The sequence below is a fragment of the Candidatus Hydrogenedentota bacterium genome (assembly GCA_013359265.1).
Classification (GTDB): Bacteria; Hydrogenedentota; Hydrogenedentia; order Hydrogenedentales; family SLHB01; genus JABWCD01.
In genome coordinates this window covers 14,332-29,469 of sequence record JABWCD010000031.1, presented here as the reverse complement: position 1 = coordinate 29,469, position 15,138 = coordinate 14,332, and the positions used below count along the sequence as shown (strand labels likewise).

The window sequence follows — 15,138 nt, the reverse complement described above, 5'->3', positions numbered from 1 at the left end:
CGCGGGAAGGTGGACAGGAAAAGCTATGGGAACGACAAAGGTTTCGTCCGATCGCGAGGCGATGAAGAAGAAGGCCATCGAGCTGGCCAAGAAGAAAAAGGGCAAGCTCACTTACGATGACCTGAACAATCTGCTCCCCGCGGACGGCGGCGGCGATATCTCTGTCGAGATCGACGAGATGATGGTCATGCTCAGCGGCATGGACATCGATATCGTCGATGACCTGCGTGTCGACGCGGAGTCGAAACAGGTCCAGGAAGAAAAGGAGAAGGCCGCGCGCCGCGCCGAAGCCCGCAAGGAAGCCGCACAGACCCGCCTCGAACGCGCGGACGATCCGGTCCGCATGTACCTGCGCGAGATGGGCCGCGTTCCCCTGCTGACGAAGGACCAGGAAGTCGCCATCGCGAAGCGCATCGAAGCCGCGGAAAACGACCTGACCGAACTGCTCCTCAGCACGCCGTACACGTTCAAGGAAGTGTCGATGCTCGCCGCACGCATTCTCGCGGGGCGCATGAGCTTCGCGCAGATCACCGACATCGAGGACGTGAAGGAACACGAGAAGTTCGTGAAAAAGCTCCCCGCGTTCATGGACCAGATGGGCGGGTTTGAAGGCCAGATCGAGTTGCAGGAAAAGCGAGCGCGCCGTTCCGGCCTGTCCGAGCGCAGCCTCGATAACATCATGCTCCGCATCATCGAACTGCGCCGCATGCAGGCGGACATCGTGCGCGAGTTCCGTCTGAAGACCAAAGAGATCATGAAGATCGCGCGCAAGATCAAGAGCTTGAAGCGCCGCATCCAGTCCTCGCGCGACGAGATCGACCGCGTCGAGCGCGAAATCGGCTATTCCGCGCCGGACATCCATAGCATGGCCGTGCAACTCCGCCGTAGCGCGTCCGCCGCGAACAAGCTCGGCGTGGACCGTGACCAGGTGTTCGACGCCGAGCGCCGCCTGCTCCTCGCCCAGCGCAAAGTCGACCAGATCGAGACCGACGCGAAACTGAACTCCGACGAGATCACCGCGTTGATCGACACGATCAAGGAAAAAGAAGAGCGCATCTACAAGGCGAAGATGGAACTCGTCGAGGCGAACCTGCGCCTCGTCGTCAGCATCGGCAAAAAGTACACGAACCGCGGCATGTCCTTCCTCGACCTTATCCAGGAAGGCAACATCGGTCTCATGAAGGCCGTGGACAAATTCGAATACCAGCGCGGATACAAGTTCAGCACCTACGCGACGTGGTGGATTCGCCAGGCGATCACGCGATCGATCGCGGACCAGGCGCGCACCATCCGCATTCCGGTACACATGATCGAATCGATCAACAAACTCGTGCGCACCAGCCGCCGCCTCGTGCAGGAGTACGGCCGCGAACCCAGCGCGGAGGAAATCGCCGAACAGATGCAAATGTCCGCGGACAAGGTACGCAGCATCCTCAAGATCGCGCAGGAAGCCATCAGCCTCGAAACGCCCGTGGGCGACGACGGCGACAGCAACTTCGGAGACTTCATCGAAGACAAGTCCGCCGAATCGCCCGCGAACGCGACGGCATTCACGGTGTTCCAGGAAAAGCTCGACGAAGTCCTCTCCTCCCTCACCGAACGCGAGGAGAAAGTGCTGCGCCTTCGCTTCGGCCTCGGTGACGGCTACCCGCGCACCCTCGAGGAAGTCGGCAGCGTGTTCAACGTCACCCGCGAACGCGTCCGCCAGATAGAAGCCAAAGCGCTCCGCAAAATGCGCCACCCGACCCGCGCGCGCGACCTGAAACCGTTCCTCGACTGGACCCTGACAATAAGCAACAACAATTAGCTTGAGCGCGGCGCGTATAATAATCGACATCCCCCTCAATCCCCCTTCAAAGGGGGACTTGGGAAATGCTAAGCGAGGTTATGGTTCTTGTATTATGAGCCTCTAACATTAATGCCGAAACCCCTTCGGGGTAAACGCAAAGACGTCATTATTGTTAGAAGTTCTAAGTCCCCCTTTGAAGGGGGATTGAGGGGGATGTAAAGCGGACGACGCCCGCTTGGCCTCCGCGCCGCGCGGTGCTTCGTAACGATACCGCCCCACCCGTGGGCCCGTAGCTCAGTTGGTTAGAGCAGGTGACTCATAATCACTTGGTCGTAGGTTCGAGTCCTACCGGGCCCACCAGTTAGATTCTAGATTGACGTGATGTGATTCCACCGCAAAATAACAGATGTCCCTATTCACCCTATTTACCTCAACCGCGCGCATGGCCCTTGCTAACCCATTCGAGGCGCATGGAATTCGCGGCATTCATCAATCGTCGCCTTTGCGGCACTTCGGGATTCGCTTATCGATGACGACGGGGTTGCGCGTGGACAAAATGTATCTAGCGAGTTGGTCGAGTTCCTCAATCCACGCGTTGATGACTTCAAGCACGTCCTCTATGCACTCGCACCGCGCCAGCAAGGAGACTTCCTTCGCGATCTTGTATAGGGGAAAGTCAAGTACCAAGTCATAGTGGGTAATGTGTCCTGAGCGGCGTAGCTTCAATTCCAGTCGTTGTGTACGTTGCATGGTTATTGTTATCTCTGCTTCGTTTGAAGTTCTTGCAGCCATCGCTCGATTTCTGCGCGACGCCATCGCACGACACCAGATCGCTTGCCACAGCCAAGCCTCAACGGTTTAGGTAACGCATTTCTGTCGTTCATCCTCCAACAATGTCTTACGGAAACCCCGAGTAGATGCGCCAATGTCTTGACGTTGATGAGAGCCGGTTCAGGGAACGGATCACACATTTTCGCCATCCTTTCTACCGCGCATTAGAGCGAGGCAGTTGGAATGTTACCTGCGTATCCCAGATTTACCCCGGCGGGCTACAGATGACCGGAAGGGACGTGACGCAAACTACTTCGTTGCGCCTACTTGCGTAAGGCACTGAATGGAATTGACCTGTGTGCTTGTTCATTTCGGGAAACGGGCAAGATACGATTCACAGTTTGTCCGAGTATCGGCCAGCTAGTTGAAGAGCGGATTCACGCGCGTAAAGCGTGCGTGGCTTTGTCGGGGTCGTTCGGTCAACGCGAAAATCAATCTTCGTTGCGATCTTTCGGCGTTGGAGTGCCGACTTGAACGCCTTGCGTCTCTTGCGGTCGCTAATCTTTGCCTCAGCATAGATTTGCTCGATGGGCATATACTTCGGAATATCCCGTCCGTTGATTAACGGTGCCATGTACATTTCTGGCGTCAGAGGGTTAGGTCTGCTGCTGAACGGCGATTCATGTCTCAATACGTCGAGCAACGCTTCATAGGTAATAGGAGTATCGAACGGACTAGTAGGCATTGATGCACCTCCGTAGGATGCCCGTGTGAGAGGAAGCCCGGCAGCCGCCACAGTTGCGGTTTTCGGCCGGTCGGCGTAGCCGGGAATGACTGACCTATGATACCATGAAACGGCCCTGATTGGGGGAGAAAGGAAGCGAAAATGCGGACCCAACAGTACGCGCCCGCCGCGCTGACCGAAAAGCACAAGGAATTGCTTCGCAAAATTGCCCTAGGCGCGCGCCAGTGCGACGCAGCCCGCGAATTGGGAATCACAACGCGCCACGCATCGAGCATCCGTAACTCGCCCTTGGGACGCGCGTATCTTCAAGAATTGATGGACAGCCGCGACGCGACCGCACGTAACATCGGTGCGCAACTTGCCGATTTGCTACCGCGAGCCGTCGAAGTTGTCGGGCAAGTGCTGGACGGACAGCTAGGCGGGTCAATGGCCGCGCAGATGCAATTCCGCGCCGCCGAATCGGTCTTGAGCCGTTTCGGGTATCCGGTCACAAAACAAATCGCCGTCGATGCGCCGCACTCGAACATAGAACACATCCGCCGCCTTGCCGCCGAGATGAATACGAACAGCAACCCCAATATCTTGCCTTTCCTGCAAGTCGTGGACTCCGAGACCTCCGGGGCATGTGGAATGCAGGCCGCGTTGAAATCGGAGGAAGTCCCCGCGTGAATCTGGCGCAAAGAGTGGCAGTAGTTTGCGGCTCCGCGCTCGTCTCCCTAACCCTGTTCCTGCCGTGGTCAACGCATGAAAGTCCTGCGCACACGAAATGGGCGGTTGCACACGCCGAATATACGAGTCTGACGAACGAGATTGCGGTGCTTCAATTCCGCAAGACTCGTGTGTCGAAGTTGTCCAATGAACTGAAAGCAGGAACGAGGTTAGCGGACGCGCTTGCCAGTGCAGATAGTGCGCTAATCGAAAGTATCCGTCCGGAAGACGACGCTTCGATAAGTACCAATTCAGCACCTCCAGCAATACTACCTATGAGAACCGCTCAAGTTCGGAAGCCGCTACCGAAGACTGGTGAGATAACTCAAGAGGTCGTTACTTCGATACTGGGGCGGCGTGATGAAGTACCCGGTGACCGGCGCAGGGGGACCAAAGCGGAATCGTGGCTCTCCAGTTATGCACGACTACTACCATCAGGTCTAAGAGATGGCGTTCTGTCCGACTTTCCTTTTTGGGACGAGGCATCAAGTGTGGAGGAACTGGAGGCGCAGGAGAAAGGGTTCGTTGAATTCTTCGGGCCGCTTGTGCCACAGGAATACGCAGACAAGCGATTGACAGAAATCGAGAGCAAACTGAGTGAAGCGCAGGTCGCGGCAGATCAACTACCGCTTGCGCGGTCCCCTGAGCCAGCCGAGATGGAAACGTCCCCTGCACTGTTTTGGAAGTATCCAGCAAAGACCATCCTTTGGCCCTACGTCGGATTGCAGGCGTGCGGACTTCTCGTTCTGACTGTTGGAGCTAGCATGGCATTGCGCAGGAAGGAGAAGGCGTAGCCTAATTCACGTAGTGCTGCAAGCAATAATATTATATATATAGTACAGAATGCACTTCTTCCAGAGCACCGCATTTTGTGAGGGGTGGGGTATGGACGCTCTCAGAACGCATTTCCCCCCCCTCTCCCCGAACTGGTGCGCCAAACTCTCTGGTAGAAGTGCGGAGACGCGACTAAGATGTGGGCACGCGGCAACAGAAGGCATTTCAAGCTTATCCGTTGGCGGGTTCATGTCGTCACATCGTCGCCGTCAGTCAGCAACCGCACCAACGCCGCCCGTTCGCCTTCGTTCAGGTTCCGCAGTGCCGTATCGAGTGCGTCGAGGTCCGCTTGCTGTGACGAATCTGGGGTGTCACTGCAACCGTTACTGCAACGCCCGGAATCAGGATTCTCTAAGGTATTGTCCCCAAGTCGTTCTGACACGATGGCGAGTGACTCATGATCTCGTGGCAGCAGGTTCGAGTCCTACCGGGCCCACCATCATACTTCCTGGCGTGAAATGGAACCGCACGCCAATCGCAAAAAACAACGCCCGCTCCAGGCCTTGATACGATCGGCGTGCAGACTACGACAGACATGCTACAGCCCACGCGGGCGATTGAATGTCAGCGTGTGCACCCAATTCCTGTAAGCCGATTCTGACGTGCGCGCTGCCCTACCGTTGAGTTGACTACGTCACGCGCTCAACAACAGGATTCGGGTATAAACAGCGGGAGTGAATGGCTCTACGGCCGCCAGCCTTTCCACAGTTCATGTTGTTTACGGACGAAAACAGCGTCATCCGCAGCCAAAGATGGCCCAGAAAAGATCGAGGATTTGCTCGACGATGAATCCGACCACCGGGATATTGAACACACCCAGATCGTCGAGAAACATTCCGAAGTTATTGATTCGGTCGCACATACCATTTCTCCTTTATCTAAATGGGGACAGTCGCCTATTAAATTAATCGCAAACGATCCTACTGCGGGCGAAGCTTCTTCGGTATAAGTGTCTTCGGCGGTACGGGTGTGAATGCGGGCGCGGGTTTGGATTTTGTGATGCCTTTGGCGTGCTTCATTCGGAGAGTCTCCTTTTTTTGTGTGCGACAGTGTACCAGACCGCAGCGCGCACGTCCGTTCCGTTTTGCGAGTTCCGCAACATTACAGCACCTGCATGCTGAAACGTTGTCTTCCGGGCCGTGGCGAATAGTCCCGTAGCGCCCGGTTTCCGTGCCGGGCAAGACTCGCGTCATGCATTCTCGCACATAAGCTACGAACGTAGACCTTCGGCCTTTCTCCATGTCTAAATGATAGATAGGGACTATAACAGATGGCTGTCCCTATTTAATGGGTGCCGCGTTCGGACGGCGGGTTGACCGCACCGCTACATGCCGGGATAGAGCGTTTCGTTGTACAAGCTAGGGATCTCGACGGGGCGTGCGTTGGCGTAGATGCAGGCGCCTTTCGCACCGAAGAGGATGACCTCGTCGCGGGCGTCGCCCCAGACGTCGGCGGCGAATCCGTAAAAGTTGCTCTTACGATCTTCATCCGTCCGATTCGGCGTGCAGACCATCGGCAGGGTGTCGACGACCTCCCCTTTGCCGTCACAGACGACGGCGGGCCGGCCCGGTCCGTGCCCATAGACCATGAATCCGATGGGCGCGCCCGGGCCGAACCAATTGACGGGGACCGTTGCGATGGCCCATGCGCCGGAGGGCTGTTGGCGCTTCCACACTTCATTGCCGTCGAGGTCGTAGAGGTAGAGGATCGCAAAAGCGTGCTCGTCGCGTTGATGGGTGGGCAGTGGCGTTCTATCCACCACGACGATATCGAGTGGAGATTCTTTGCGGAATTTGCCCGCGATGACGTGCTGCCCCTCGCCGATCGGGTGACTCCAAACCTCCGTGCCGTCCACGGCCAGGCAATGGATGCCGCCATTCCCGAAGAGGAGCCGCCACTTGCCATCGGGCGCGCGTTCGATCCATGCGGCGTCCTGATGGGCGCCCTTGGGGTCTTTCGTGAACAGCACTTTGCCGTCGTGGTCAATGAGCGCGAATCCGGCGAACACTTCGTCTTTCCCATCGTCATCTACGTCCGCAATGGCCGGAAAGTGCCCGGTAGACCCCTCCCAATGCCAGAGAACTTTTCCGTCATGCGCGACGCCCCACATGTTCCAGTAGCGATCTTTGACCACGAGGTCCTCGCGCCGACCGCGCCCCGTCAGGTCAGCGAAGAGGATGGTGTCGTCGGCGGGCGCGGGTAGCGGGAGCGTGCCCTTCTCTTTTCCCGTCTGCCCTTCGAGGATAACGAGCGTTGCGTTGCCTTCGTACCGGGAAGCGCGTTCGCGCACGCTCTTGCCATCGTAGGGTGGTTCCGCGTACACGGCTTGGCGCACGTACAAGACTTCGTTTCTTCCGTCGTAATCCCAGTCGTAGATTTGGACGGGCAAGTCGCAGTAGGCAGTTCCGTTTTCGGCGGATGGATCTCCTGTCTGCCACAAAACCTCGCCCATAACGGTCGTCGCCGTCAGGCACGTGACGGTTCGGGGACCGTAGGCGTTTTGCACGAACAGCAAATCCGGAGCGCCATCGCAATTCAGGTCACCGATTCGGACCGTCTCTGCGCCGAAATTCTGCACATCGATGGCGCTGACGAGATGAGTCGTGGGGCGGCTTTGCTCCTCTTGGCCGAATGCTGACACCGCGGCAATGACAACCATCGTAAGCGCAATCCTCAATCGCGGCATAATGGGAACCCTTTCTTGGAGGCGTGGGCGTCTTAACCCGGGCGCAACCGCGCAATCTTGTCTATGTCTAGCTTGCCTTTTTGACCCCAGCCCCGCACACCGTAATCTACCGCGGGCCTGAACTGCTCGTAGAGTCCGAACGCCTTTTGCTGCAGATCGTCTTTCGTGTGCGCGCTCGCAAGTTTGCGCATAGCGGCAACGACGGCCTCGAGATTGTCACCGAACGATTTGATGACGTACCGCTGTACGCTTTCGGAGTCAACTTCGTCGGCTCCGCTCATCGCGCGCATTCCGTCCTTCGTGCGGCGTGCGGGTACGTTGCGACCGCATAGCTCGACGAATTGGTGCTCGCCCAGACGTTTCTTCTTGGCGGCTTTCTCTGCGTCGTCCGACTTGGCGTAGATACCAAGATGCTGCCCCTTGCTCTGCGCCGTGAGCCCAGCAACCGCTTTCCCGAGTGAGAGCGCTTCGTCCCACTCGTAACCTATGCGCTCGGCGACGACTGCGGCCCAGAGCGTGAGAACGGGCGCGCGGTTGACCGTGATGGTCCTGCTCATTGCATCACTTCAACGTAGGGTAGTCTGCGACACGAGATATGCATGTGTTGAATTGTGGCCCCTCCAGGATGTTGTCACGCTGCGGGAAATCATCTCTTATGAAGACTCGGGTCGCCACGGGCGCGATCACGCGCCGCGGGACGCTCCCAGAAACTACCGTCCAATGTCGTACCGCTGCCCACCCAGCCGATCCTCGCAGCAGAGACGATCATCGTGCACCGAACCGGCGCGCGGCGCAAGCTGACGCGTTTTGCTCGGGGCGCAGGCGCCAATCGCAGACCATTGTTCAGCCCTTCGCGCCGCGGTCCGAGGCGGCGACAGCACTGCGGCGCTCATGCATGCCATCGTCGGAGACATGCCGGCCATCGCCGCACGAATTGCCAGTGGCGGGCGCGGAGGCCGTGCGCCGGCTTGCGGGTCATTGCCGCGTTGGGTACTGTCGTGGGTACAGCCGGGAATGACGAATCGTGCGAGCCGAGGCATGGGTGGAATCCGCAAGAAGCGTGGATAAAACGCCTGGAACGGCCGGCCGGCCTTTCCGATTTCGGGAGCTATTGCTTCCGACGTTCGTGTGTTTGCTCGTACTGCCAATTCTATTTCCATACGTCTTCGCGTACGGCCATGTTATTGCGCCCGGTTACAAGCTGTACGAGTACGCGCCGTGGAATCACTATGGCGGTCCGGACGCGTTTCCGCACGCAAAGTACTATCCGTCCTTCGAATACATGCTGACCTGGGTTCCGTGGTACAGCATCGCGCAGGAGGCCTGGTCTCATGGCGAATGGCCGCTGTGGAATCCCTACCAATTGACCGGCGTCCCGCTTCTCGGCAACGGACAGAGCGCGTTTTTCTATCCACCCCGAATGCTCTTTGCATTTCTGAACGTTCACGTCGCGGGAACCATCAACATCATCCTCAAGGTGTGGCTGGCCGCGTTGACGGCGTATTACTGCGGTCGCGCGTTGGGGCTGCGCGTGGGCGGGTCACTCCTGCTTTCGATCTGCTGGATGCTGGCGCCCATGCGAATGCTTTGGCTTTTTTGGTCGCCGGCCGACACCCTGATCTGGTTACCGCTCCAGTACTGCGGCGCCGAGTTGCTGATCGCGGGACATCGCAAACGCGGTTTTTCGTTGATCGCATTGTCCGGCGCGCTCATGTTGCTTGCGGGACATCCGGAGACGGCTTTCACGATGGGATTGGGGACCGGATTGTACTTTCTGGTTCGTGTCATTTATCGCTATGGGACGGCGCCCGTCGCCGCGCTCAAACTGGCGGTCCTTGCCTTATCGGCATGGATTGCGGCGCTCCTGGCGGCGAGCGTTCAGTTGCTGCCGCTTGTGGAGTATCTGGCGAACAGTTCGACGTTGGCCGAGCGCGCAACGCATGACGCACCGATGCTGTCGAACGCGGGAGCACTCGTGTGCATGTGGGTCCCGGAGTTCTACGGAATATCGGACGGCGCCGCCGGCGCGGCCAGGGCCTTCGACAATTCAAATTGGACGGCCATGTACTATCCCGGCTGGATTGTGTGGCTCGGGTTTTCGATTTGCGCATCGAGCGTATTCGGGCGCCGGCGCGGCGCGTACCTGAGCGCCCGATTGGTGGGCCTGGCCGCCGTTTCCGCCGTGATGCTAATCTTGGCGTTTCGCCCACAGTCATTCGCATTCCTCGGCCGCTTGCCGCTGACGCATCTTGTGCTGCATGCGTGGTACTTCCCGTTCGCGCTATTCGGAATGATTTGGATCGCTTGCGGGTCCATCCAGACGTGGTTCGCGACGACACACCGGTTTCGCGAACTGGCTTTGCCCATTGCGTGCCAAATAGCCATTGTCATTGTGGCAATCGTTGCGACGCTCGATATTCGCCAGGGTGCGCTGCCGGAAACGGCAGCGCACCTCGACGACCAGATCGTGTACTTGTGTCTGACGTCGTTGGGTGCGATTGCGGCGCTCGTGGCGTCGTGCTTCGCTCGCGCGCGCGTGGCCGCATTCTTGACGGTCTTGATCCTTTGCACTGTAGACCTGCTCCGCATCGGCAGCGGAATTCACCCCACGTGCCCGCGCGACAAGGTCGAGTTTGTGCCGGACCTGATCGCGCAACTGCGGGAGAAGAATCTCGAGGGGCGCGTGCTGACGCTTGACGACGACACGCATGCACTGCGTCCTTTCTTGCCGCGGGGATTGCTGCAGACCTACGGCGTGGAAGACCTGTTGGGTCACGAGGGTCTGTATCCCATACGATTGAACCGTTTCTACGCGTCGTGCAACTTGCTTGGAAACATGTTCGATGCGTTTTCCATTCGCTGCGTTATTAGTCCTGACGGGGCGTCGGTCCCGCCGCAACGCGGTCAGGATCGGTTCGGCGGCGGCGTTGAGATCGACGGCTGCCGTGTGGTGATGCCGCCCTCCGCGTGGCCTCGAGTGAAGCTGGTTGGGGAAGCGCGCGTCATGGATGACCTTGATTCCATGTTCACCGTCATGAACGAGGAAGGATTCGATCCGTCGCGGCTCGCTCTATTGGAATCGCCGTTGCCGCATCCAATTGATTCGCAATCCGAGGGCGATCCCGGCGAGGCGAGGCTGGTCAGCCGCACGCCGAATACGGTTACGGCGGAAGTTGACGCGAAGTCGTCCGCAATACTGGTGCTTACCGATCAGTACTATCCCGGGTGGAAAGCGATCGTCGACGGCAACGACGTTGACGTGTTTCCGGTCTATTCGTTGTTTCGCGGAGTACGTGTCAGCGCGGGGATACACAAGGTCACGTTTTATTACGATCCGTTGAGCTTTCGAATCGGGTTCTGGGTTTCAGCGGCGACGTTCCTCGCGTTCAGCACGGTTTCGATCCGGCTGTTGCGGGGCACGGCGACACGGAGACGTGCGTCAGAAAAGGCCGACCACCATCCCTGAGCACAAAGCGCAGCGTCTATATTTCTGGGATGCGCTTATTTTGCTTTGACCGGTTTCGCGGGCTTCATCTTTACCGGCGCCGGCGCGGCAACTATCGGGTGCTTGGTCTGAGATATCTGTTGAATATGCTTCACTAAACTACACCTCACTTTTGGGCCAGTGCATCGTCAACACACAGGCAACTTCGGAAATTCCGACGGCGCGGGCTGCGAAGCCCATCTGCGCGGGGCCTTTCTTGCCGGTCCCCGCGCAGATGGATCGCTTTCACACCGCCGTGCGCTTACGGGCGCGGCACGATGTCCAACCCTTCGTAGAGCGGGTCGTTCGGGTAATACCAGAACCGCGGCTCGAATACGGTGCCTTGGATTCGGTTGCCGCACCACGGCGGGATGTGCATCAGCCACGTGTTGTCGTACACGTTCGCGCGCATGAACTCGACAAACAGCGGTGTGTACGGGAGCAGATCATATGGATCGGGGTAGCGTTCGAACTCGCAATGGCCGTCGAGGTACAAGACGTTTCCGCCGCGCTGCTCGTGAGCCAGCAGGTTCCTGCCGAGCGTCGAGGTCGAGTCGAACAGCACGGGAATGCGTGAATCGGACGCGGACGACCTTCCGGGGTCATTGATGTCGGTGATGAACATCTTGCCAAACGCTATGCGCGTGCGGTGAAAGACGTCACCGCCACCGGGCGCATGGCCGCCGGGCACGACGATGTCCTCATCCAGGAAGTCGGTATACCCGAGGTACATGAGGCGGCTGATTTCGTCCAGCAGGAAAATCCCTTGCTCCTCGGTCATCACCGAATACGGGAGGTACGTGTACATTTGATTGGTCATGCACTCCCAATCCGGGTACACGCCCAGCATGCGGATGCGCCTCCAGAATTCGGCGTTGTCATCCAGATTGTCCGTAATTGGGATGTCCGCGAAGAACCGGTCGGTGATGTTTTCCGGTGCGAACGTCTCGTCCATATACCAGCGGTCGATCTTTGCATCGTGACCGATAAGTCCGGACGGACACACCAGGACTTTCATTTCGTCGAGGTAATCCGGCCAAATCGCGCTGGCGTCAACCGCCAAGTTGTTCCGCACCAGGCGATCGTAGTCGTAGAGAAAGACCTCGTCGTCACCCCACAACTGGTTTTTCGCGCCCGGCGGCAACTGGTCCTGATGTTCGTTGGCGAACATCATGAAGATGAGGCCCATCTGCTTGAGGTTGTTGAGGCAACTGGTCCGGCGCGCCATTTCGCGGGCGCGCGCCAGGGCGGGCAAGAATAGCGCCGCCAGAATACTGATGATCGTTACGACGATGAGCAGTTCGATGAGGGTGAATCCGGTACGGGTAGGTTGGTGGCTCATGAAGACGGCCCCCCTTTCTCGCTTGGGGAGGGCGTGCCCAATCCCGCTCTCCCTCCCCGGGAGGGCGGCACGAGTGCGTGCCGTCGTTAATCCAACCTTTACTTTACCCCTATTGGGTTATTCTGTCAACAGAAACACGCGAAAACAGGCCATTTTATTACTACTTTTGGGTTAACGCAGCGTCCGCACGGAGTTGCGCGCAGGTCGGCGTCAGGCGATGGCTCGCGCGGCGCTCGCGGTGGTCCTGCGTGACAGCGTCATTGGCAGGCCGCCTTTCGGACGAAGGGTAATTTGCGGATCGTACCCAACGGCATGCCCCTGCCGCAGCGTCATGCGCCAACGTTGGCCGAACACGGCAAGTAGCAGAACGCCTTCCATCCACGCGAACGATTCGCCGATGCAGGTGCGGGGCCCGCCGCCGAAGGGGAAGTAGGAGAACTTATGGCGTTCGCGTTGCCGCTCGGGCGTCCAACGATCGGGATCGAAACGTTCCGGATCGGGGAACTGCGCGGGATTCCGATGACACACGTAAGGACACATGAGGATTACGCTTTTCGGCGGCAACGTGTAATCGCCCAATTGGTATTCGTCGATCGCCATGCGGCCGATCAGATACGCGGGCGGATAGAGGCGCATCGATTCGGCAAACACACGGCGCGTGTACTCGAGTTTTGGAATGTCGTGCGGGGTTGGCAGTTCGCCGCCGAGCACGTCATCGATTTCCGCGTGAAACTTCGCCTCGACGTCCGGATTCTGCGATAGCGCGTACCACGTCCACGACAGCGCATTCGCGGTCGTCTCGTGTCCCGCGAGGAACAAGGTAACGGCTTCGTCGTGGACCTGTTGATCGCTCATTCCGGAACCGTCGTCTTCGTCCTGCGCGTTGAGCAACATCGACAACAGGTCGCCGTGGTCCACGCCCGATTTCCTGCGCTCGGCGATCATCCGGTAGATGAGGCTGTCGATGCGTTTCTTCGCGCGCATGAATCGGAAGTTCTTTAGCGTCGGCAAGATTGTCAAGAGCACCGCGGCGGGATGCACCGTTCGCTCGAACAGCCCGACAATGGACGACAGCGCTTCGCTGATTTCATCCGCTTCGGACTCGACGTCGAAGTCGAACAAGGTCTTCGCGACGATGGCCATCGTCAGGCGCATCATTTCCTGCGCCATGTCGACGGACTGTCCATCGAGCGCCGCCGCGTCCCAGCGGCCCGCGTGGCGGTCCGCGTACTCGATCATTGTTTCGCCGTACCCGTGGATTCGTTGCATATGGAACGCGGGCTGCATCATGCGGCGTTGGCGCCGGTGGGATTCACCCTCGTTCGTGAGCAGTCCTTCGCCGAATATGAACTTCGCGAGCTGAAGCGCGCGGCTTTTCGTGAAGTTTTTGTGATTCGTGACGAACACGTCCTTGATCAGGTCGGGGTCGGACACCAGATACAATGTTCTGTCCCAGACCTTGAAACAGACGACGTCGCCGTAGGTGCGCTGCAATTCGACCATAAAGCCGACGCGGTCGGCGCCGATCTCGCGCGCGCACCCGCTCAGGGGCGAACCCTTCGGCCCGGGCGGCCGAGTTCTGTCAGACATAGTTCCGTGTCCTCATGTCCCGGATTTCCACGATTTCCGCGGAAGGCCCCCGCGGCCAACTACTGAAGCGTTCACGCCGCGACCGTGTGGAACCGGTTGCGCGCCAGCCATCATTGGCTGCCCCCTCATCTTCGACGACTTAGACTCGCCGAAGGTACGTGTTGGTGTCAACTTGTACCGGAGGCATCCGGCGCGATGGTCGGGCATGAATCGTTCCTACTTATTAGCCCGGCGTGTTGCACTGGGGGAAGGCGAAGTGGCGAATTGCGAAGTAGTTAGGAAGTTGGGAAACGAGCAAGTTAGGAAGCAAGACAACAACTTGGGGCGTCCGTGGGTGGCGACAGAGGGACGTGACTGCGCGCAAGTTGTTCTTTCTCATGTTCAGCGAGGCGCTGGTCTCGGGGTGGGGTGTTGTGAGTTCTTTTGACGAAACAAGGGGTATCGTGAGCGGAGGTGTCCGGTGGCGGTTCGGCGCGGTGGCGAGGATTCGTGACAAGACAAGGGGGTCCTAGGCGGAGGTGTCGGACGGTGCTCCGGTGGGGTGGCGAAGTATTCTTTGACGAAATAAGGGGGGTGTCGTATGGCTTTTTTTTGACGATTCAAGGGGGTCGGGGTGCCGAAATCGTCGTAAGTCCTGGTTTTGTGGTCGGCACAGGGTTGACACCCCCCGGGGGAAACCAGAGTGCAGAATGTCTCGGGCGGAATTGGCGCAAGCGGAAGATCGGGGGAGCCGGTTTCCGTGATCGGCGTGTAATGAACATTTGGTCTGCTCCTGCCTGATATTGGACGCGACGGGGGGCGGCAGAATATCGCGTGAGTATTACGAGCCTCTAACATTAATGCCGAAACCCCTTCAGGGTAAACGCAAAGACGTCATTATTGTTAGAGGTTCTCAGAGCCAAGACGGAAACCTGAACCGAAACCAAAGACGGCGGCGATACCTCGCCGCACCTCAAGGCGTTGCGCGCGAGTTCGGCACGGACGGACTCTTGTCCTAGCCTTAAAGGATTCGCCCAGGACGCAAGTGTGGCCGCACGCGATCCTGTCCTAATCATTAGCCCAGCGTGTTGCACTGGGAGGGGACGCGAGGTAGCGAATAGGGAAATAGCGAGTAGTGAAAAGTCAGGAAGTCGAAAGGGGCAGAAGGACCTAAACGACCAAAAGGACCTAAACGACCAATGGGACCGAT

Annotated in this window: 10 protein-coding genes and 1 tRNA gene; 5 read left to right on the top strand and 6 right to left on the bottom strand. The window is 58.5% G+C overall.

All coding sequences use genetic code 11. The features are described 5' to 3' along the window. Nucleotides 1-25 precede the first annotated feature (25 nt). The gene (gene rpoD, locus HUU46_22180; GenBank protein NUM56355.1) at nt 26-1,807 is read left to right on the top strand and encodes an RNA polymerase sigma factor RpoD; all 1,782 of its coding nucleotides are present in this window, start codon (nt 26-28) and stop codon (nt 1,805-1,807) included. A 265-nt stretch (nt 1,808-2,072) separates the two neighbouring features. Next, nucleotides 2,073-2,149, top strand: a tRNA-Ile gene (locus tag HUU46_22175). A gap of 129 nt (nt 2,150-2,278) precedes the next feature. Here HUU46_22175 and HUU46_22170 read toward each other — a convergent pair. Together HUU46_22170 and HUU46_22165 are read right to left on the bottom strand one after the other, a co-directional pair. Next, complete coding sequence (locus HUU46_22170; GenBank protein ID NUM56354.1) at nt 2,279-2,539, bottom strand: hypothetical protein; 261 nt, start codon at nt 2,537-2,539, stop codon at nt 2,279-2,281. A 415-nt stretch (nt 2,540-2,954) separates the two neighbouring features. Further along, nucleotides 2,955-3,305 (bottom strand): hypothetical protein, encoded by a 351-nt coding sequence (locus tag HUU46_22165; protein NUM56353.1) that lies wholly within the window; start codon nt 3,303-3,305, stop codon nt 2,955-2,957. Between the two features lie 141 nt (nt 3,306-3,446). Here HUU46_22165 and HUU46_22160 point away from each other — a divergent pair, with 141 nt between their 5' ends. Then, nucleotides 3,447-3,974, top strand: a complete 528-nt coding sequence (locus HUU46_22160) for a hypothetical protein (protein ID NUM56352.1) — start codon at nt 3,447-3,449, stop codon at nt 3,972-3,974. Continuing rightward, nucleotides 3,971-4,807 carry a hypothetical protein gene (locus HUU46_22155; protein ID NUM56351.1) on the top strand — a complete coding sequence of 279 codons (837 nt, stop codon included), beginning with the start codon at nt 3,971-3,973 and terminating at the stop codon, nt 4,805-4,807. The genes HUU46_22160 and HUU46_22155 overlap by 4 nt, the downstream gene beginning before the upstream one ends. A 1,364-nt stretch (nt 4,808-6,171) precedes the next feature. Here HUU46_22155 and HUU46_22150 read toward each other — a convergent pair. Next, nucleotides 6,172-7,533 (bottom strand): hypothetical protein, encoded by a 1,362-nt coding sequence (locus tag HUU46_22150; protein NUM56350.1) that lies wholly within the window; start codon nt 7,531-7,533, stop codon nt 6,172-6,174. A gap of 32 nt (nt 7,534-7,565) precedes the next feature. Then, on the bottom strand, nt 7,566-8,090 hold the full coding sequence (locus HUU46_22145) for a hypothetical protein (protein ID NUM56349.1): 525 nt from the start codon (nt 8,088-8,090) through the stop codon (nt 7,566-7,568). Between the two features lie 575 nt (nt 8,091-8,665). Here HUU46_22145 and HUU46_22140 point away from each other — a divergent pair. Further along, on the top strand, nt 8,666-10,999 hold the full coding sequence (locus HUU46_22140; GenBank protein NUM56348.1) for a YfhO family protein: 2,334 nt from the start codon (nt 8,666-8,668) through the stop codon (nt 10,997-10,999). Between the two features lie 280 nt (nt 11,000-11,279). On the opposite strand, the gene HUU46_22135 is transcribed toward HUU46_22140, so the two are convergent. Further along, on the bottom strand, nt 11,280-12,359 hold the full coding sequence (locus tag HUU46_22135; GenBank protein ID NUM56347.1) for a DUF1559 domain-containing protein: 1,080 nt from the start codon (nt 12,357-12,359) through the stop codon (nt 11,280-11,282). A 210-nt stretch (nt 12,360-12,569) separates the two neighbouring features. Next, complete coding sequence (locus HUU46_22130) at nt 12,570-13,949, bottom strand: cytochrome P450 (GenBank protein ID NUM56346.1); 1,380 nt, start codon at nt 13,947-13,949, stop codon at nt 12,570-12,572. Nucleotides 13,950-15,138: the final 1,189 nt, after the last annotated feature.